The 19936-nt window shown below is 40.3% G+C and carries 25 protein-coding genes; all 25 read left to right on the plus strand.

The window, feature by feature from the left end:
- Positions 1-640: minor capsid protein (locus tag ACNQO6_RS18085; RefSeq protein ID WP_440209856.1), on the plus strand; the 640-nt coding region annotated here is incomplete at its 5' end.
- Positions 641-708: 68 nt separating this feature from the next.
- Positions 709-1206, plus strand: a complete 498-nt coding sequence (locus ACNQO6_RS18090) for a hypothetical protein (protein ID WP_032866658.1) — start codon at positions 709-711, stop codon at positions 1204-1206.
- 90 nt (positions 1207-1296) lie between these two features.
- A complete protein-coding gene (locus tag ACNQO6_RS18095) occupies positions 1297-2088 on the plus strand; it encodes a hypothetical protein (RefSeq protein WP_005231321.1) in 792 nt (263 codons plus the stop codon).
- Between the two features lie 19 nt (positions 2089-2107).
- Complete coding sequence (locus tag ACNQO6_RS18100; RefSeq protein WP_440209857.1) at positions 2108-3058, plus strand: major capsid protein; 951 nt, start codon at positions 2108-2110, stop codon at positions 3056-3058.
- 87 nt (positions 3059-3145) lie between these two features.
- Positions 3146-3484, plus strand: coding sequence for a HeH/LEM domain-containing protein (locus ACNQO6_RS18105; RefSeq protein WP_440209858.1), 339 nt, complete (start codon positions 3146-3148; stop codon positions 3482-3484).
- Between the two features lie 3 nt (positions 3485-3487).
- Positions 3488-3868, plus strand: a complete 381-nt coding sequence (locus tag ACNQO6_RS18110; protein ID WP_440209859.1) for a hypothetical protein — start codon at positions 3488-3490, stop codon at positions 3866-3868.
- Entirely contained in the window at positions 3868-4236 is a 369-nt protein-coding gene (locus ACNQO6_RS18115) for a glutamate 5-kinase (protein ID WP_440209860.1), read from the plus strand. The genes ACNQO6_RS18110 and ACNQO6_RS18115 overlap by 1 nt, the downstream gene beginning before the upstream one ends.
- A 181-nt stretch (positions 4237-4417) precedes the next feature.
- Positions 4418-4825 (plus strand): hypothetical protein, encoded by a 408-nt coding sequence (locus ACNQO6_RS18120; protein ID WP_440209861.1) that lies wholly within the window; start codon positions 4418-4420, stop codon positions 4823-4825.
- Complete coding sequence (locus ACNQO6_RS18125; RefSeq protein WP_440209862.1) at positions 4797-5165, plus strand: HK97 gp10 family phage protein; 369 nt, start codon at positions 4797-4799, stop codon at positions 5163-5165. The genes ACNQO6_RS18120 and ACNQO6_RS18125 overlap by 29 nt, the downstream gene beginning before the upstream one ends.
- Before the next feature lies 1 nt (position 5166).
- A complete protein-coding gene (locus ACNQO6_RS18130; protein WP_440209863.1) occupies positions 5167-5565 on the plus strand; it encodes a hypothetical protein in 399 nt (132 codons plus the stop codon).
- Positions 5566-5633: 68 nt separating this feature from the next.
- Positions 5634-5987 carry a hypothetical protein gene (locus ACNQO6_RS18135; RefSeq protein ID WP_440209864.1) on the plus strand — a complete coding sequence of 118 codons (354 nt, stop codon included), beginning with the start codon at positions 5634-5636 and terminating at the stop codon, positions 5985-5987.
- A complete protein-coding gene (locus ACNQO6_RS18140) occupies positions 5987-7393 on the plus strand; it encodes a hypothetical protein (protein WP_440209865.1) in 1407 nt (468 codons plus the stop codon). The genes ACNQO6_RS18135 and ACNQO6_RS18140 overlap by 1 nt, the downstream gene beginning before the upstream one ends.
- 52 nt (positions 7394-7445) lie before the next feature.
- Positions 7446-8363 (plus strand): phage tail tube protein, encoded by a 918-nt coding sequence (locus ACNQO6_RS18145; RefSeq protein WP_440209866.1) that lies wholly within the window; start codon positions 7446-7448, stop codon positions 8361-8363.
- 87 nt (positions 8364-8450) lie between these two features.
- Positions 8451-8966: a hypothetical protein gene (locus ACNQO6_RS18150; RefSeq protein ID WP_440209867.1), complete on the plus strand. Its 516-nt coding sequence runs from the start codon at positions 8451-8453 to the stop codon at positions 8964-8966.
- A gap of 98 nt (positions 8967-9064) precedes the next feature.
- Complete coding sequence (locus tag ACNQO6_RS18155; protein ID WP_440209868.1) at positions 9065-9232, plus strand: hypothetical protein; 168 nt, start codon at positions 9065-9067, stop codon at positions 9230-9232.
- A gap of 564 nt (positions 9233-9796) precedes the next feature.
- On the plus strand, positions 9797-10276 hold the full coding sequence (locus tag ACNQO6_RS18160) for a hypothetical protein (RefSeq protein ID WP_440209869.1): 480 nt from the start codon (positions 9797-9799) through the stop codon (positions 10274-10276).
- Between the two features lie 178 nt (positions 10277-10454).
- On the plus strand, positions 10455-10652 hold the full coding sequence (locus ACNQO6_RS18165; RefSeq protein ID WP_440209870.1) for a hypothetical protein: 198 nt from the start codon (positions 10455-10457) through the stop codon (positions 10650-10652).
- 109 nt (positions 10653-10761) lie between these two features.
- On the plus strand, positions 10762-11223 hold the full coding sequence (locus tag ACNQO6_RS18170; protein ID WP_440209871.1) for a hypothetical protein: 462 nt from the start codon (positions 10762-10764) through the stop codon (positions 11221-11223).
- Between the two features lie 240 nt (positions 11224-11463).
- Positions 11464-12114 carry a hypothetical protein gene (locus ACNQO6_RS18175; RefSeq protein WP_440209872.1) on the plus strand — a complete coding sequence of 217 codons (651 nt, stop codon included), beginning with the start codon at positions 11464-11466 and terminating at the stop codon, positions 12112-12114.
- A gap of 97 nt (positions 12115-12211) precedes the next feature.
- Positions 12212-16756 (plus strand): tape measure protein, encoded by a 4545-nt coding sequence (locus tag ACNQO6_RS18180; RefSeq protein ID WP_440209873.1) that lies wholly within the window; start codon positions 12212-12214, stop codon positions 16754-16756.
- A 222-nt stretch (positions 16757-16978) separates the two neighbouring features.
- Positions 16979-18100: an ImmA/IrrE family metallo-endopeptidase gene (locus ACNQO6_RS18185; RefSeq protein WP_440209874.1), complete on the plus strand. Its 1122-nt coding sequence runs from the start codon at positions 16979-16981 to the stop codon at positions 18098-18100.
- Positions 18100-18627 (plus strand): DUF4411 family protein, encoded by a 528-nt coding sequence (locus ACNQO6_RS18190; protein WP_440209875.1) that lies wholly within the window; start codon positions 18100-18102, stop codon positions 18625-18627. The genes ACNQO6_RS18185 and ACNQO6_RS18190 overlap by 1 nt, the downstream gene beginning before the upstream one ends.
- Before the next feature lie 76 nt (positions 18628-18703).
- Positions 18704-19102: a hypothetical protein gene (locus ACNQO6_RS18195; protein ID WP_416650540.1), complete on the plus strand. Its 399-nt coding sequence runs from the start codon at positions 18704-18706 to the stop codon at positions 19100-19102.
- Positions 19102-19608 (plus strand): DUF1833 family protein, encoded by a 507-nt coding sequence (locus ACNQO6_RS18200; RefSeq protein WP_005231582.1) that lies wholly within the window; start codon positions 19102-19104, stop codon positions 19606-19608. The genes ACNQO6_RS18195 and ACNQO6_RS18200 overlap by 1 nt, the downstream gene beginning before the upstream one ends.
- Positions 19605-19936 (plus strand): hypothetical protein (locus ACNQO6_RS18205; RefSeq protein ID WP_440209876.1); only part of this gene is annotated, 332 nt, incomplete at its 3' end. The genes ACNQO6_RS18200 and ACNQO6_RS18205, both read left to right, overlap by 4 nt.

Below are 19936 nucleotides of genomic sequence, written 5' to 3' on the forward strand. Positions count from 1 at the left end.
GGTTGAGTATGCCATACGGGATGGGATCAGCAGTGGTAAGACAAATCAGGAAATTATCCAGCGGATTCGTGGTACCAAACGCCAGAATTATGAAGATGGGCTTTTAAGTACCTCCAAAGCAGATATAGAGCGTACGGTGAGGACTGTCCGCAGCCACGTTGCTAATCAGGCCTATCATGAAAGTTTTGTCCAGCTTGGTTTTAAATACGAGAGATTTATTGCCACATTGGATGGGAGAACATCAAAGCTGTGTGCATCGCTTGATGGCTCGGTTTGGGAGATCAATGATCCCGCCAGACGTGTACCGCCACTTCACCCAAACTGTAGATCGATTCTTGTGCCAGTTGATAAAGATGGCCTGTTAGTAGGTGAACGTCCATTCGTGATGGATGAACGTAAAGTTAAGGACATACCTAAAGATGAGCGTGATCAGTTGATTGGCCAGATTGATGCAAATACGACTTTCAAAGAGTTTTTTAAGAAAACAGACGATTTCTTTCAAAAAGAGTGGTTAGGCCCGAAACGGTACAAGCTCTATAAAGAAGGTAAGTTTGATTTTGATAAGTTCTTTGATCCAGAAGGGCGCATGTATTCTCTGGACGAGCTTCAAGAATTGGATCGAAAAAGCCTGAGTGGGTAAAAGTCTTGCAGCTTAATTCGAAAAAGTAATACTTTAAATATACCTAATAATAAAGAGGGTATATTTAAATGCAAATTGTAAAAACCATTGTTTCTTCAACAAGAAAATTTATTGGATTCCTTCATGTTGAGTTCTGGATTGTAATGATTATTAACTTAATCATTATGGGATTTACGTATTCTATTAAGGGAGTTAAAGGAGTAGAGAATTTAATAAATTCATTAAATGATCAGTATGATGGAGTCGGTATTAGTGCGACCCTTGTTGTTTCATCGATCGGAATTATTTTATGGATACTCTATTACTTCTTTAATTTTAGATATAAACAATCACTAAGAGAGATATCTGAAGGTTGTATAGATCCTTGTATTTCTCTTTTTCGACTAGCTGGAGGGATACTACTGGCGTTTACAACTCTTTATTTATTAGAAGAAGGTTTTGCCTCAATTTTGATCGCCTTTATCTACTACGGCGTATTGTCAATTTTCAATTCTGCAGTACTAGTAGCGCTCAAAAAGAAAATGTATACGAAACCTAATAGAGAGTTGAAACAGTTAACCCTTTGAATTTTGTAAATCTTTAAAAGCCCTATCAATGATGGGGCTTTTTTTATGCCTTGTGATAAGGCTCCATTCAATCAAACGAGAGGTTTGAACATGTCATTGCCATTTATTGTGGATTCACTAGACCAGATCAAAGAAGAACATCGTGCTTTATATGTTGAGGAGAACGGGAAGTTCCGCCTTGACCTAGAAGGCTATGAAGATCCGAAGGGCTTGAAGTCTGCACTACAAAGCGAGCGTGATGCCGCTAAGACTGCCCAACGCGAACTACAACGCCTACAGAAGCAGTTTGAGGGTATCGATCCGGAAATTGTGAAAAAGGTGTTTGCCCAACTTGACCAGGACGAAGAAGCCAAGCTGATTGCTGAAGGCAAAGTAAATGAAGTGATTCAGAAGCGTACCGAGAAGATGCGTGAAGAACATGCCCGTTTGCTCAATGCCGAAACAACGCGAGCCAACAATGCTGAAGCTTATGCCAATAAGTTTAAGGATTCAGTAATTCAAGGGCAAATCATTCAAGCAGCTGTAGAGCTTGAGGCACTACCTGAAGCAACTGGTGATATTGCGTTCTTAGCTAAAGCTAAATTTGCATTAGATGAAAGCGGCAAAGCGGTTGCTGTTGATGAAAACGGTGAAGTGATTATTGGCAAAGATGGCCAAACACCGCAGACCCCAAAAGAGTGGGTTGAATCCCTACGCGAGCAAAAGCCTTACTTCTGGCCAAAAGCAAACGGATCTGGTGCACCTGGTAGTACCAATACAAAAGGTCAGGTCGACATCCTCAAAGCAGATGGCTCAGTAAATCTCACCAAACTTGCGCAATTACGTAATGACAATCCGCAGCTAGCCAAAGAGCTTGCTGCAAAACACGGTATTAAACTTTAAAAACTAAGGAGAAGGCCAAATGGCTGAAACAAAAATTGCTGATGTAATCGTTCCAGAATTATTCACCCCATACGTTTTAAATAAAACTGCAGAGAAATCTGCGTTATGGCAATCCGGCATTGTGGGTGTGCCTGACGTGGAGGTGGCATTTGGGACCAAAGGGGGAACCACTGTCAATATTCCTTTCTGGAATGATTTAAGTGGTGAGTCAGAAGTGCTGTCAGATTCCGAAGCACTTACTGTAAACAATATTACTTCAGGCCAGGATATTGCAATCCTTCATGCGCGTGGTAAAGCATGGGGAGCAAATGACCTGGCGAAAGCTTTATCCGGTGATGATCCATTGGGTGCGGTGGGTGATCTTGTCGCAGATTACTGGTCGCGAGAGTTCCAAGGCTTTACTGTTAATACCCTTAAGGGGGTGTTTGGTGCAGCCAGTATGGAAGATAACGTGCATGACATCTCGGCAGGTGCTGGAGCAGCAGCTGTGATTGATGGGCATTCTTTTGTTGATGCGTCATACAAGCTTGGTGATGCAGTCGATAAGTTAACGGCGATCTCAATGCATTCATTCACTATGGCTGCATTATCTAAACAAGGTCTGATTGAAACGGTCCGTGATGCTGACGGCGTATTGCTCTATAAAACTTTTATGGACCGCCGTGTCATTGTTGATGATGGCATGCCTGTGGATGGTGATGTATTCACGTCATTCCTGTTTGGCCAAGGTGCGATCGGCTTTCAGGATATCGGTGCACCGGTTGGCGTAGAAACGGATCGTGACAGCCTTGCTGGTACAGACATTCTGATTAACCGCCGTCACTTTGTATTACATCCACGTGGTATCAAATGGGCAGGTGCAACCGGTATTGCACCGAATAATGCTGGTCTTGCCCAAGGCACAAACTGGGAGCGTGTATACGATCCTAAACAGATCCGGATCGTGGCATTTAAGCACAAGATCAAATAACAAAAAGGCGGGTAATCCCGCCTTTAGTATTTTTGCCTTTCGGTAATTACGCAAAGGCAACCTAAATAATTATTTGGAGATCCTCACATGGGACTTTCATCATTTAACCGGGCACGGGAACGACAAATGACACAAGAAAAAGTGAATGAACTTGAAGAGCAGCTGGCAGGCGTAAAGGGTGAGTTTATTGCATTCAAAAATGATCCTGATGCAATGAAAGCGCGTATTGCTGAGCTGGAAGCCGGTGCAGGTAATCAGAATCAAACGGGTGTGGGCGATAACCAGGAACAGGATAAGCCTGTTGATTATTCATCTCTCAAGGTTGATGAAATCAAAGCAGTATTAACCGAAAAAGGCATTTCATTTGACGGCGTTACCCGTAAAGACGATTTGCTGGCACTTATCCCTCAAGAGCCAAAGGAATAATCCATGAGCTTTATCACTGAACAAGAAGCGATTCAACATGTGCAAGGCTTTGATGCTTTATCTGCCAGTGATAAGGCTGATTATTTGCAAAAGGCAGAAGCCTATCTGATTGCCCGAAACGTGAAACCGTATGGAGATGTGACACAAGTTCCTAAAGCACTAAAAACAGCCTCATACGAGATCATCAAGGGCATTATGAAAGGTGAGCTCTACCAAGGACAGGAACAGGCCTTAAAACGTAAAAAGGTTAAGGCCGATACGGTGGAGTCTGAAAAAGAATATCAGGATGGATCTGTAAAGCTGAATGCAACTGAACAATACATTCTGGATCTGATTAAGCCATTCACCAAACGTTCTTCAGTATTCTTTATTCGGAGGATCTAATGGGCTTACGTGATGAACTGCAGGCAGACATTGCCGAGGCATTTAATGAAGATCTGGCAGATGTTGTTCAATCCTTTTCGTGTGAGCGGATCATTAAAACTGATTGGAATCCTCTGACTGAAACGCATAAGACGATTAAAGAGAACTATTCTGGCCGTGGTGTTTTGTTTGGCTCATACAATCAATACGAGATCCAGACGTTGGGGGTCTTGGCCACCGATAAAAAGGCGGTTGTTTTGCAGAATGAAGTCACCATGACACCGCAAATTGATGATGAGTGGTTTACACCACTTGGCAAGTTTCGAGTCATGCATATTCAGCAGGATCCAGCGGAAACAATCTGGAAATGTCAGTTGAGGAAGGTGTAATGAGCTGGACAGTATATAGATTTCACGACAGTGTGCAGGTGGTACCTGATGATGATCTGAAACCACACACATTTTTTCATTGCGAATGCCATCCCGATTATAAGGATGGCATTTTTATTCATTACTCATTTGATGGACGCGAACTCACTGAAACGTCATTACCAAGTTAACAGGAGATCCCATGGTAAATACAAACTATGTGCCTGAGTGGTATATGTCACCATTTCAGCATATTCAATATACGCTGGCCCGCGATCAACTTCATATGGATTTGTTATTTGATGATATGCAAGAGTCTGATCAGTTTCTTTCTATTGAAGGAGCAGCTGCTCAGGTTGACTATTACCAGGAAGGGACTTATGCGGTTGTTCAACTTGGCGATACTTCAGGCCGAGATCTAATCGAAGTATATGGGCTGCTTTTGCATGAAGCGGTTCACCTCTGGCAGCAAGTACGAGTATTAATGGGTGAGCGTGAGCCGAGTAGTGAATTTGAAGCCTATTCAATTCAAGCGATCGCTCAGGATCTTTTTGAGATGTATGAAGCAAGTGAGGTGAAAGATGGCATGGAAGGGCAAAAAGCCAACTGAATTCGCCGTGCAGATCGTCAGCGGTTCAGAAACGCATATAAAAAATATTGTGATGGATACAGTTCAGTCCTTGGTTGTTTCAAGTCCAGTTGACACTGGTGCTTATCGTGCTTCTCACATTGTCTCTATCGGATCTGCTGATATGGGTATACGTGAACCTGAGGTAAATGCTAACCAGGATGCTGCAATTCAGGCAGTTAAAATCAAACTGGGAAATCTGGTCTATATCCAGAACAATCTTCCATATGCAGAACGTCTGGAAAATGGCTGGTCTGATCAGGCACCACAGGGCATCTATAGCACCACATTTAACTTTATTTCCCAAAAATACGGTGGCTAACATGGCAATGACATTAGAGCAGGCAAGACAAGCCATCATTGCTCGCATGCAGGGCTTCACTGGCATCGATCAAGCGCGAATCCAGTATCCGAATGCACCAGAATTTAAAGTGCCTAAAAATGGCCTGTGGTGTCGTTTAACGATAGCAGGTGGATCAAGCTTTATTTCAGGAATTGCTGACAGGCCATGCACACGGCGAACCGGCAACATCATGATCCAATGCTTCGACCGACTGCATACTGGAGAGAAAGCGATTACTGAGCTCAGTGATGCAATACTGGTTCATTTCGAGTATTTCAGTATTGATCATCTGGAGTGTTTGCAGGGGCAAGCAGTCAATGCAGGCAAGGATAGCGATTTCATCCAGTACAACGTAACGATCGGCTATAAAATCAATTAAACCAGTTTGAATATTTTTTATCACTTACCACCTCATCGGTGGTTTTTTTATGTCTATAGGAATCACTTATGAGCAATTTTGTTTTTAAGCGCGGTGACACCTTTAACCTGAATTTGCAGCTTGTCGATATGGATGAGGCTTTGCAATTTCTGCCTGATGATGTGCGCCGTGCAATTAACCTGACCGGTTATGCTTTTACATCTCAGGTTAAGGCTTTGGATACTGGTGCTGCCGTGGCAACTTTAACCTGTGCTGCATTAAATCAGGCTACACAGAAAGGCTGGTTGAATGTGAAGTCTGGAGCAAGTACTGCAGCATGGCCACTGGGACTGGTCCAGATGGATCTTAAGGCCGTGGTGAACGGTGTAACTCAACATTCTGAAACTTTGACGTTTCAGGTCATTGATGGAGTGACAACATAATGGCCAATCTCGTTTTTAAGTTTAATTGGGAGCATCGACCTTATCCCTATAATGCCGCACCTGGTAAGTTACAATTTATGCTGCCTTTTGCTTCTGGTATTCCAAATTTAACACCGGATATTTCTCAGGTACAAGGTGCGGGTGCAGCAGCAAAAGCAAATATTGGTGCTGATGGATATAATATTCCTGTTGCGAGAGATACTTTTAAAGCAGCTTATTCCAATGGCGTAGATATTTACTGGTCTGGTAACGGAGCAAATCCACCTCCATTTGCTGATCTTAATGAGGCACCCACGGGTACCAGATTATTGCTTGCCCGATCAGATGGAGAAATGGCAAACAGACCTACAGGTTTAAAATCCCGTTTGTTTTATGTAGAGACAAAAGGTACTTATATAACCGGTGCAGGTAAGTTACAACTGGCTTATTCCTATGGATTGGAATCTGACTTTGCATTACGAACAGCTGGTTCCGATGGTACTTACACACCTTGGCGTTATGCTGTGACGGCATCTTCCCCGGTAAGTTTAGGTTCAGCAGCATCATATAACGTTGGGGTGAATTCAGGTGATCTAATGGCTGTTGGAGCTTTCGGCTTAGGTACCAATACTCCAGATTATGGTCGGGTGCCTCTCAACATTGCTGAATACAATAATGGCCAGGTAATTAGATGTACCGGTGGAGATTCTACGGGACATGGCGAAGGAGTAGGTGATGCAATTGGTTTACCTGCAGGGACGTTTGCCGCGCAGTACTTTACTGTGGGAGTGGCAAATGCACATGCCATGATGTACCCGATGAATGTACGCCATAGTTTATATCATGGGACTATGACGGTTAACTCTGGATCAATGAAGGTTAAGCGTTATTTTAAAATTCTGGATGAGAGTAATACGCAAACAGATTCAAATGGTTTTATTAAGGCCGCTTCTCCAGTAGTCAATCTTTATGCTGATCGAATCGAACCAAACGGTGAGGCTGAGGAACAAGAAATTAAGTTCTTCCGGAATGATGTAGGATGCTATCTCTTACAAGGTTCTACAGGCTTTGCAGAACAAGGTTGGTACATCGAGATGCCAAAAGATGCCAAAGGAAATATTCTTGTCAGTGTCGAATATCAGACTTTAGAAAATGGTGATATTTCCATTAAGACCTATAAGAAAAAATTCGACTTTGAATCTGCATCTATTGTTTCTGATCTGGATAATCCGATGGATATTCCAGAAAGCCGGTTTATTAGTATTCGACTTAATAGTTTACCTGAGCCTGAACTGGAATCGGATGAACCATTTCCTGAAACACCTGTTGAGTTCCAGCCAACCAATCTGGCTAAGGCAGTGGCTGATGCTATGACAGGGATGGAACCTCCCGAAATCAATGAAGAGCAGACAAACGAATCACTTTAATAGCCCGCCTAAACAGCGGGTTTTTTAATGCCTAAAATTTGGAGAACAATAAATGAGTTCAGGCGCAAAAATCCGATTATATGCTTGTGAAGAGGCAGTGCTCGGTACCACTCCAGCAAATCCAGTCTGGTACACCTTTCGCCGTGTATCAGATGGATTATCAGAAAACGTATCTACCGAACAAAGTAATGAGGTGGTTGATTCACGTTTCCGCCAAGGCGCTTCGGTAACTGAAGCTGAAGTCACTGGCCAACTGGAATTTGAATTATCACTTGGCACTTTTGACTTATTCTTGAGTGTACTGGCCTTTAATAACTGGGCCGCCAATTCGTTAAGCTTTGGCGGCGGTATCCGTAAATCGCTGACCTTGGTTAAGGTTTTTGAGGATATTGGCCAAGTCTTTATTTATCGTGGTGTACAGGTTAATACCGGTGAAATCACGATTCAGACTACAGGAAAAATTACAGGCAACTTTGGTCTGGTGGGTAGCTCATTCACCCGTCAGCAAGTCAATCCAGTGAACAATCCGGTACCAGCTTCAAGCCGTCCGGTTGTCAGCATGCCGAATGTTGAAAAGTTGCTGATTAATGGCCAGTCGATCCAAGGTAAAGCTTGTCTGCAGTCACTCACCATTAACTTTAATAACAACCTGGAAGCGATCCGCTGTATCGGATCTGGCAAATACACACCAGAGTTTTACTTAGAGAAGATGATGGATATCGGTGTAAACGGTAATTTCATGTTCTCTGCCATATCTGCCGCATGGATTGATGCCATTAAAACCCGTGATGTGTTTACCTTAGGATTCGATATTACGGATAACAAAGGCAGCAAGTACTCACTGAATTTTCCGCAGCTGGAAGTCATGGAAGCCAATCATCCAGACGGCGGTGGTGATGACATCATCACAGTAGACATCAACTTTGCCCAGGTACGTACTAGCCCAACCATTGTACGTGCGCTGTTGTAATAAGCGCGTACACAAGTATTCATCTAATTAAAACCAAGCCTGTGCAATGCCATGGGCTTTTTTATTGCTTAAATTTTAGAGGTCGTTATGGCGTTAAAAGTCGGTATTGTAAAAAGTTCAGAAGCATCTAAATGGTGCCAGTTCAAGAACGATAATGGTGAGGTTCAGGCCGAATTCAAGATCCGTGGAATTGCCTATAAACCGTTTCAGGTTGCGATCGAACGGGCAGGTAATCAGATTACATCCAAAGGCTATGACGTGATGGCCACAGATCCTGCAGACAAGCTTTATCATGAGTTGCTTATGGATGCCTGTGCTGCGCATCTGATTGAAGACTGGAAGGGCGTATTTTTCGCTGAGGTAGTGAACGGTAAAACGGTTGAGACTGATATGCCTTATACAGCCGAGAATGCATCTAAGCTATTCAACCTTGGTGACATCGGTGTGGCCATCTGGTTATTCATTAAAACTGAAGCTCAGAAGATTCAGGAAAATGCGGATAAGGACAAGGCCGTTATTCTGGGAAAGTCATTGAGCTCTACAAGTACCAAAAAACGTACGCATCGAAATCGCCGCACGAAATCGAACAAATCAAGTTCTTAGGTGGTCATATTCCTGAGCCACCTGAATCATCCTATGTTGCTGAATCAATTCTCTTAGCCTTCAGCACAATTTGTAGATCCAGACGATATGAGCAGGGTATGCCGTTATCAATAGACCAGCAGGCCATTAACGTTTATGCCGAGCACAACGATCTGCCTGTTGGTCCACATATCTTTAATGACTGCATCTTTGCGCTGGATGATCTGTTTCTGGAAGAAGCCTATAAAAAGGTGAAGACGAAAAGTGACAGTGGTCGGGCTAAATGATGCTTTTATCGTGAATTAAATCACTATTTTCTTAAAAATATGTGATAATTCACGTAAGTTTTCAAGGGGTTGAAAAATATGGATATTGTTAAATTCTTAAAAAGTTTTAATACAGTTGGGTTCTATCTCACTCTAGCCTGCATTTTACTGGGGGCTCTTATTTTGTATTTCTATTTTATCAATCCTCATTAGATTAAATGCCACCTTCGGGTGGTTTTTTAATGACTTAAATTTAACCATTTGGTAAAATATGCTCATAAATTAAAAAATGGAATAATTATGAAATATTTAATATCAGGGGATACCTCTTTTTTCTGTCAATTGGTACATTTTTTGATAATAAAAACTCCATCAGAAATTCAACTGAAGCTTTTTGCTTAGATATCACATAGGAAAATAGGCTATCAAAATTGAGGGGATATAGGCCTTGTTATTGTTTACAACAATGATGGGTTTATTTGTACAATTTCTGAATACAAATATAAGTACAAAAGGCTGTATCTACAGTCCTTATTTGCCGTATTAAGAATTTGAAAAAAAGTAGGCAGCAAGTGAGATAAAAAAATGAAAAAATCAATAATTGGATTTTTTGTTCTAATCATAATAATAGTAGGTTTTATTCTAAAATCTAAAATTGATAGAGATGATCGAGTGGAAGCCCAAGCTAATCGAATTGAAGAATATATAAAAAAGATGGTTCAATTGGAGCCTGTTAAAAAAGCTAAATTTGAGGGAGATGGCAAAGATAAAATTAATAAAGAGCAAGCGAGTTTATCTGATGAAAAATATAGAGAGAATTCAAACATTTCTTTGGCTGAAGCTGCAGTAAAAATTCAGCTTTTCGATCCTGAGTCTGCTAAATTCCGAAATCAAAAGAACAATTGTGGGGAAGTTAATTTTAAAAATAAGTTTGGTGGGTATGTAGGGTATAGCCGCTATGTATTTTTAACAAATGACAATATGGTTGCTATTGAGAATAATAAAACTGATTCCATATGGTCCGCTAGCGCTATGAATGATCTATGGTCAAAATATTGTAATTAGATTACATAGAATCCAAGCTATCTACAGGTGATGGGATATTTTTTGCTTCATTCTGAGAAAATTTAAGACATATGTAGCTACATTCCTATCATCATTGAAACAATTGAATTACAACGGAATTAACAAGAGTTACAGTTGATTTGGTATAAAAAATAGAAAGAAAAAGGATTGAAAAATCATGCTAATCAAAATTGATTCCGAAAACTATCTTAACCCAGCTCATATCGTTGCTGTCTCTACATTTACATCACCTGATGGAATGGTAAAAATTACGATAGATACGGTTCCTTCAGCAAGTGGGCATGGTTCTTACCAGGGCATTACAATTAATGAAGACGAGGCTGCTCGTTTTATAAAACAGTTATACGGGGACTAGGAAGTTCTTTTCGAATTATTTGTGATAAATGAACCCGCCATTTGTGGGTTTTTTAATGACTACATGAAAACTGTTTGTTAAATTAACCCCCATAATTGAGGGTGTATTTATGATTAGAGTTATTATTTTATCAATGTTCTTTCCTTTAAGCTTCCATGCATTGGCAAATACAAATGTTAATGAAGATATATTATTTCAAAAGCTTGGTATTATTGATGGCGAATTCAAGTATATAGATATTAATCTTGCAAATAAGGTGTTTAAAAATGCAAATGATCGAACAGCAAAATTAATGCCTTTTAGTCCGAATAATTTAATAGAAATTACTTCTATTACAACAACTCCATATCGAACGATAATAAATTTTTCTAATTCTTTTGGGGTTTCAGAAGTCAATCAGAATAAATTTGCTCAATTTCTAAAAACAGAAGAAAGTGTAAAAGATTGGTGTGGGGAGCATTTTAAGTATAAATATATGCGAGTCAACAATCTAAAAGTGGAAGTTAATTTTCAAGATAGAGCTGGGAAAACGCTTGAAAGCATTACTTTAGATAGGGAAACATGCAAATAAATTTTTTAGGAGTTGATATGCTTTCTAAGGACTTTATTCGACTTGAATTTTCTAATCCTGTAATGGAAATGTGAGAATTTTTCATAGAGAACTCTCAATTCAGACTGATAAAATATGAGCATCTCAATGGTGGAATTAGGATCTATTACGTGATGGTAAGTTAAAAGATATTATTGAATTTTTTGATGATTCAATTTGAGCCATTCGTTAAGTTAGATTTAGTTTAGAAGGTATATCTATATGAAACAGATTATTTTATTGAGTTTGGTTTTAGGAATTACTGGTTGTACAGAGTCCAATACTTCTTTAGATAAAAATTTGATTAATACTACATCTGATATGTGTAAGAAGTATCTTACAGAGTCACTTAAAAGTCCTTCGAGTTTAAAAATAAGCCAAATAAATGTTGCTACAAATATTGCTAAAGCTGCAGATATTTATAGTGTATTTGGTAATCAAATTATCAGTGATGGAGTTATTAAGGAAAATGTTAAAAAGGAGAAACATCGATTTCGAGATTTAACAGTTGATATTGATTATGAGGCTCAAAACTCCTATGGAGCATCTTTAAGAGGCCTATATCAGTGCAAATATATCTTTGTGTTAAGCAAGGATGAAACAAGTCCAAAATCACTAAATACTTACTTATATAAGATAGAAAGTGATGGGAGTGATAGTGAATTAGTGGCTCATGTTCCAATTGCAAGCTTTACAGGTTCTAATGTCTTTCTAAATAGTGACATTAAAAGAATTAATGGTGCGAAAGACATTAACTTTACAAAGCTGGATGAAGATAATTTTAAGAGTATTCAGGACCAATACAATTCGTTTAAACAGCAGAATGAAGCTGAGAGATTAAAGAAATCTTGGAACACCAGTTTGGCCTATTAAGTGAAAGATCCATAGAAATAGGCTAGCAAAGCAAAAGTCTATAATTTTCATTGTGAACCCGCGAAAGCGGGTTTTTTATTGCCTATAGGAAAACAAAATGACGCAAGAATCCCGCTTAGTCATTGTAATTGACTCCAAAAATGCTGAACGAAACGCCAAAGCCTTGGCTGATGAAATGTCAAAAATTAGTGAACGCGGAGATTCAGCAACACAATCAACAAGAGACATGGGTAAACAGATTTCTGTTACTAATAATATTGTCCAGAATTTTAATACCACAGTTAACAATAGTAACTCAACGATAAATAAAACCGCTGAGGTCACCAAGAGAGTCACGCAACAAAATCAGCAATTCTCACAAACTTTAAAGAACACGACTCAGGAAATCGATAAGCAAGAGAAAAAGCTTAATGCTTACTCAACTTCCATTAGGGCGTTAGTTGGTTATATGGCTGGTTTGATTACAATTCATACAGCCGTTAATCAAATGGATGCTTATACGGGCTTACAGAACCGTTTAAAACTGGTTACTAAAGATCAGGTAGAGCTGAATAAGGCGACAGAAGATACATTTAACATTGCTCAAAAAACATATTCATCTTGGGATTCTGTACTGCAGGTTTACCAGCGCTTTAGTGATAATGCTAAAACTCTAAACCTGACTATGGATCAAACTGCTCGATTAACTGAGACAGTTTCTAAAGCTGTTGCGATTAGTGGAGCAACTGCTCAATCGGCCGATGCAGCATTGGTCCAGTTCGGGCAGGCGTTGGCCAGTGGTACTCTTCGTGGAGAAGAACTGAATTCTGTAATGGAGCAGACTCCAGCCTTGGCAAAAGCTATTGCTCAAGGAATGGGTATTACGATTGGTGAGTTACGATCTGTTGCTGCTGAAGGTAAGATTACATCGGAAGAGATCGTTAAAGCATTAACCAAAGTACAGGGTAATGTCGATGAATTATTTGGAAAGACTGATGTCACCATTGGCCAGTCTCTAACTCTCTTAAGTAATGAAATTACCAAGTTTATAGGGGAAGCTGGGAAAGGAACCGGGGCAGCACAGCTATTATCTGGATCTATCCAAACACTTTCTGAGAACCTCAATCTTATTGCCGATATTGCCATCCTTGGTGGTGTTGCATATCTTACCAAGGCAATTGTGACTAAAACTGTTGCTGTCAAGAATTCTATTATTTCAACCAGTGCAAGTCGTCAAGTAACTATTGCCAAAACACAGGCAGAAGTTGCTGAAGCTACTGCTACACTTAATGCAGCAAAAGCGCATCTTGCAAATATCAGAGCAACAAATGCTGAAGCTCAAGCGAAATATGGTGCTACAGCTGCAGCACTACGATATTCCCAAGCACAGGCTGCAGTGACAGCTGCGACCAATGCTCAAACAGCAGCGCAAGCTCGATTAACAGTAGTAACCTCACGTTTTGGAAGCTTGGCAACTGGTGCCCTAGGATTGGTTGGTGGACCAATTGGAGCACTTACTATTGGTGTAACTGCCCTAGCAGCAGGTTACATGTATCTTGAAGAGCGTACAGCACAAGCAAATGCAAAGCTGGCAGAACAAGCGAAAATTGTTGAGAAAACAGATGAGCAGTTAAAGAAATTGTCTGGCAATGACAAGAAAAAAGCGATTGAAGATTTAACAGCAACTTTTGAGGCTCAAAATAAGGAGTTAAAGAAAACTGAACAGGGTGTCGCTTCAGCATTAATCGAGATACAGAATTATGCTCAAGGTAATATTGAAGTTACTCGTATTTCTAATGAAGCTCGTTTAGGTACTATTAGTTATAAAGAAGCCATTGAGCGTCTTAATGCAATTAAGTTACCGACTGATCTTTATGACAAATTAAAGGATCAAGCCCGCCAATATGATGAAAATGCTATCAAAGCGAGTCAAGCTGCGGCAAAGCTGAAATTATTTGGTGTTGAGGTGATTTTAGCGGGTAACCAAGCACAAAATGCAGTACCTAAAGTAAAGGCCAATACAGATGAATTAAATAGTAATGCTGTGGCGGCAGAGAAAGCTAGTAAGGCACAAACAAAATACTTTGAAAGTTTATCTCAGGATGTTCTTTCCGCAAATGAACGATTGGCCTACATGAATTTGGGTTTTAGTAAGGAGGTAATTGATCAGATCAATAAGCTTCATGCTGAAAAACAAAAAGCATTAGGTGAAGGTGTTACAGCAATTGTTACAGATGCTGAAATTAAAAAGATTGTTTTAGCTCAAAATGCATTGGATGCGGTAAAGCAGAAAGAAGATGAGATTGCTGAGGCTAAACGTAATCAAACTAAGGAGCTTGAAAAACAACAGAAGATCCTTTCTGTCAATTCCAAGGTTCAGGCTAATGCATCAAAATTTGGATTTTCTAATGTCGAGTCTAAATACCGACTGCCTGCAGGAACGTTATCTGCGATTCACATGATTGAATCAAAAGGAGATGCCAAAGCCTACAACAAAGGCACGGGTGCAACTGGTGGTTTTCAGTTCTTATCCGGCACCGCCAAGCAATACGGCGTTAAAGATCGAACTGATCTAGCCCAATCAGCTGAAGGTGCAGGTAAGTACATGTCCTACCTTCTAAAATTGTTTAAGGGTGATCTGGAAAAGGCTGTACGTGCTTATCATGCCGGTGAGGGGAATGTTCAGAAAGGTAAAGGTATTGGTAAATATAACAACCAATACTGGAAAGATTTTCAGGGCTACATGGCAGGCATCAATGGATATTCAGCTGGTGATATTTCATCAAAAGATTTTTCAAAGATGCTTCAAGAAGCCACAAAAATGGCTGAAGAGCAGGCACGTTTACAAGTTCAATTGTCAAACGAGGTTGCTGATCAGCAAACCAAGATCCGCAATGATCTGGCTCAAAAATTAGAGGAGGTTGATAAAGCGAATTTCAGCCCTGAACGTAGTGCTGAGATTAAAGCTGAACTCCAACGCCGTGCAGACAATGATATTGCGATCGCTCAACAGGCTTTACGCACAAAGTTAGACGACTACAAGGAGTTCCAAAAAACTGAAGCTGAATTGCTAGAAGAAAACTTTGCACGTAAAAAATTCAATGCCGCCCATGACATTGAACTTAGTAAAGCTGATAGACAGAAAGCGGTTGAATTACTCGATCTACAGCAACGACAAGAATTGGGCATGTTAAAGCTGGCACAAGAACAGCGCTTGTTCCAGGCTAAATTAGTCTTGATGTCTGAAACTGAAGCCATGCATGAACGGTATCGATTAGAGCGGGAGGAAATTTTAAATAATACCAAGCTCAGTATTGAAGAAAGCCAAAAACTGATTACGCTCTCCAAAGCCAATCAGGAAAAGGAGATGCGTGACAAGATTACCGGTGCTGTTCAGAACTGGGGCGGTATTCAGGCCGACATGAATGGTACCAGCGAGTTTTATCGCCAGGATCAGGATCGTTTTAGCCGTCTTGGTGCAGCTCAGGATCTGTTTGATAGCAAGTCCGCAGCAGTTGACTACAACGAGCAGAGTGGTATTGAGGATATCAACTCTAAACTCCAGGCCGGTCTTTTATCACAGCAGGATTTTGAAGATCAGAAAACAGCGATCATGCAAGCCGCTCTTGAACAACGCAATATCATCTATGATGAATATGCACAAAATGCCCAAGAAATTGAGGACAAGTACCAACAAGATAGACTGAATGCTCAAATTGCTCTCGGTGGGCAAATGATTGGTTCAGTAACATCGATGTTTGGCTCTATGTTCGGTGAGCAATCCAAGGCCTACAAGATCATGTTTGCTGCAGATAAAGCCTATGCGATCGCAGCAGCCGGTATTGCGATTCAACAGAACATTGCTCAGGCTGCAAAGGTTGGTTTCCCTCAAAACTTGCCATTAATTGCAGGTGCGATTGCTCAAGGTGCAAACATTATCAGCAATATCCGTGCAATCAAGGACCAAGGCTTTGCTGAGGGCGGTTATACGGGTAAAGGAGGTAAATACGAGGTTGCCGGATCTGTTCATAAAGGCGAGATCGTATGGTCACAGGATGATATTAAACGCTGGGGTGGTGTCAATTTAGTTGAGAATATGCGTAAGAGTGCGAACCCTGAAGCATTCCTCACTAACAACAATGCTTCAGCTGACAATATTATGCGACGTGCAATGATAAGCTCTAACGCCTTTATGGAAAGCCAGAAGAAATCAAACATCTTCAATCAATCTGGAGATGGCCAGATTATCTATAAGGCGAATCAGACTGCAGAGACTCCAAAGATCTCTACCGGATCGGATCTGTATCACGATGGTAAAGTGTATTTCTCACCGAATGGTTTAGTTCAGGATCGCTCAAATCTTGAGGATGTCCATGATTTCACTTTAGGCAGATCTGCACGGCCACAAGCTGAGGCGATAGCTTCAGTTCAACCAATGACACCTATGATCAACTTTAAAATTGAAGTGGTGAACCAAGTGAAAGGAGCAACGGTCGAAGCAGAGCAACTGGATGAGAATACTGTCCGGCTTATTGTTAAGGATGAGCTAGACAAAAAGTTGCCACGTGAGGTACCGAGGATTGTAGGTGAACAACTTGATAATCCTAGCTCGACGATTAGTCGAGCCATTTCAACTAACACGACTGCACGGCGTAATCGTTAATCAGCATAAACCACCTTTCGGGGTGGTTTCATTTTCAATTTGAGAAGAATCAATTAACTGAATTTATAAGGTGATTAGGTTTTGCACTTTTTGACACAAATTGTCATGGCCTTACTTATCTTATGTTCTAACTATTGAACAAATCTTTAATAATGTTAAATTACAGCAAATGATAAAATAGAGCGTAAGCGATATTTTATAAATATTGGAAATATATACGCCATGAGCAACTTAAGTTTTAGTCATAACATGCTTGTATGGGCTGCAAACAATATTGGTTTGCGCCTTGAAGAAGCTGTGTCTAAAATTTCTGAAGTTGAACGTACTCAAAAAAAACTATTAGAGGGTAACTTCTCTATTAGACAAGCTGAGGAGTTTGCTCAATTAACCAAAGTTCCTTTTGGTGCATTGTTTTTGAATGAACCACCTGAAAGCTTATATAAGCCTAAAATTCCCGATCTAAGACAAAGTCCTAATGCACTACCTCTAAGTGACGGTTTTTTTGAAGTTTTGGAAGATGTACAAACTAAACAAGAATGGTATGTAGATTTTTTAAAAGAAAATTTTGCGGATAAATTAGAGTTTGTTGGTAAATATAGAAATAGCCAAGATGTAAATGCTATTGCAACAGATATTAGAAAAAAAATTGGTTTACCATATGATTTAAATACAAAAAAAAGTAAGGAAGAGTATCTAAAAACATTAATAACAAAATGTGAGGAAATAGGTATTTTGGTTTTTAAAAATAGCATGGTTAAAAATGCTACAAGAAAACCATTAAATACTGAAGAGTTTAGAGGTTTTGTGCTAATTGATGACTATGCTCCAGCAATATTCTTAAATGGTCAGGACATGCCTGCTGCCTTAATATTTACTTTAGCTCATGAATTGGCTCATGTTTGGCTGGGCGAATCTGGGGTTGATGACTTGGATATTTATGGCAATGATCCAAATGAAGTATTGTGTAATAGAATAGCTGCAGAAGTATTGATTACCAAGAATGAGTTTTTAAATTCTTGGGAAAGACACCAAGGCGATTTATATTGTATTGCGCAAGAGTTTTGTGTCAGCAAGTTGATGGTAGCTAGACTAGCATTAACTCATGGATTGTATAATATTGCTGAATATCAAGAAATTCAAAAACAAGAATTTGAAGCTTACCGTAAACTTCCTAAAAAGGAGGGTAGCCCAAGTTTTATAAACTTAGTTCCAGGTAGAAATAGCTATCTTTTAACTAGAACTGTTGTAAATCAGGCTTTATCTGGGAAACTGTTATTAAGGGATGCAGGGAAGTTATTAAATGCAAGCCCGCAAAATATTATGAAAATAGGTGGCGTTATTTAATGCATACAAAATATCTGCTTGATACTAATATCTTTATTCAATCACATAATATTTCTTATCATCCATCATTCTGCAATGGATTCTGGGATTGGTTGGTTAATGGATATAAAGCAGATAAGTTTTATAGCATCGATAAAGTATTTGATGAGATGATTAAACCTGTTTCATCTCAAGATGAACTTTCTCAGCTATTAAGAAATCAGACCATTCCTCAAAGTATGTTTGTGGCTAGTTTGTCTGATCAAAATGTAGCTGTTCAATATGGAAAATTAATGCAATGGGCTTATGGCAATCCCCATTTTCTAACTAAAGCTAAAGACGAGTTTGCTAAACCAGAAAGTGCAGATGCTCATTTGATTGCTACGGCTATGGCTTATAATTATGTGATAGTGACAGAGGAACTATCTAACCCTGCTGCAAAAGCAAGAATTTTTATACCAGATGCTGCTGCTCAGTTTGGGATAAAGTGCATGACCATGCCTTCTTTACTTAGAATGCATGCACATAATAACTTTACTCTTAAGTAAGTAGCATCTGAATAAATATTGATTGAAACTTATCTAAAGCGCCGTCAGGCGCTTTTTTATTACCTGAAGGAAAGTTATGTACAAGTTAAAACTTAATCCTCAAACGAGTGGCTATGGCGTGACACCAGGTGATGATGTGAAACGCCAGCAGTTTGATGGTGGCCGTGGCCGTTATTACATCGATGTAAAACGTAATAGCCATATTGTCGATGTGAACTGGAGCCTAAGCAAAGCTGACTTCAATAAAATGATGGCTTTCTGGCGGGTTTACCAAAGCCAGCCTGCTTCATTTTATGTGGATCTGGTGATCGATCAGGGCACACGTCAGCAATACCTGTGCAACTTCATGCCAGGTACTTTCAAAACCAGTGAGGTCAACGGCAATCTGTACCGGGTAAATGCCCAACTGGAGGTTGTACAGAATCAGAAAAACCTGGCTGCTGATCAGGCCTTAATTAAAGATTGGGTGGTGTGATGGATCAGGAATACGCAAAGTTCTTTCTCAATCGCACGGTCGACATTTATCAGCTGGAGTGTATCGAGCTAACACATCCGTCATTCATTAATACCTATCGTGTGGTCCGTAATGATGATCAAGGCGTTTATGTCCGGCACAAGGAGAATGACAGCCAGCTGTTCTATGAATACCTGCCTGCCGAGATCCAGCGATCAGGCATGCTGGGGGATCTGGACCAGTCCTTAACAATTTCAATATCAGGCTTGGGTGACGTGCTGCCGGATGAGTTTGAGCGGGTGATGGAGGGGCAATATCCGGATATTAAGCCAACGGTAAATTACCGGCTCTATAGCTCAGACAATCTCAATACACCGATGTACTTCCTGCTTGGCCTGCAACTCTCAGGCGTAGCAATGGACCACAAGGCAGTCACATTCAAAGCTGAATCACCGCGACTGAATACCGCCAAGACGGGTGACATCTTTTCGCTGGATCGCTTCACTGGTCTCAAGGGGGCATTATGAAAGGTCATGACCATTTACTTGATCGGCAATACGATCAGGAACGTTATAACTGTGTCCACTTCGCCCACGAAGCTGCAATGGATCTGTATGGCATAGATCGTGGGGAAGCACTGGAACTGTTTATGCAGCCTAAGGGTGAAATCACTTTTTTACCTTCACGTTTGAAATTGCTTAATCCGCTGCCCATGCCCAAGGAGGGCTGCATTGTCGCCTTCCACCCAAGACTCAGAAACAAGCCCCCGCATGTGGGGCTTTTTCGTGGGGGTAAGGTTTTGCATTTAATGGAAAGCGGTGTGTCTTATTTATCTGAACAAGTCGTTATGGCTAT

It is taken from the genome of Acinetobacter calcoaceticus (genome assembly GCF_051947995.1).
Taxonomy (GTDB): Bacteria; Pseudomonadota; Gammaproteobacteria; order Pseudomonadales; family Moraxellaceae; genus Acinetobacter.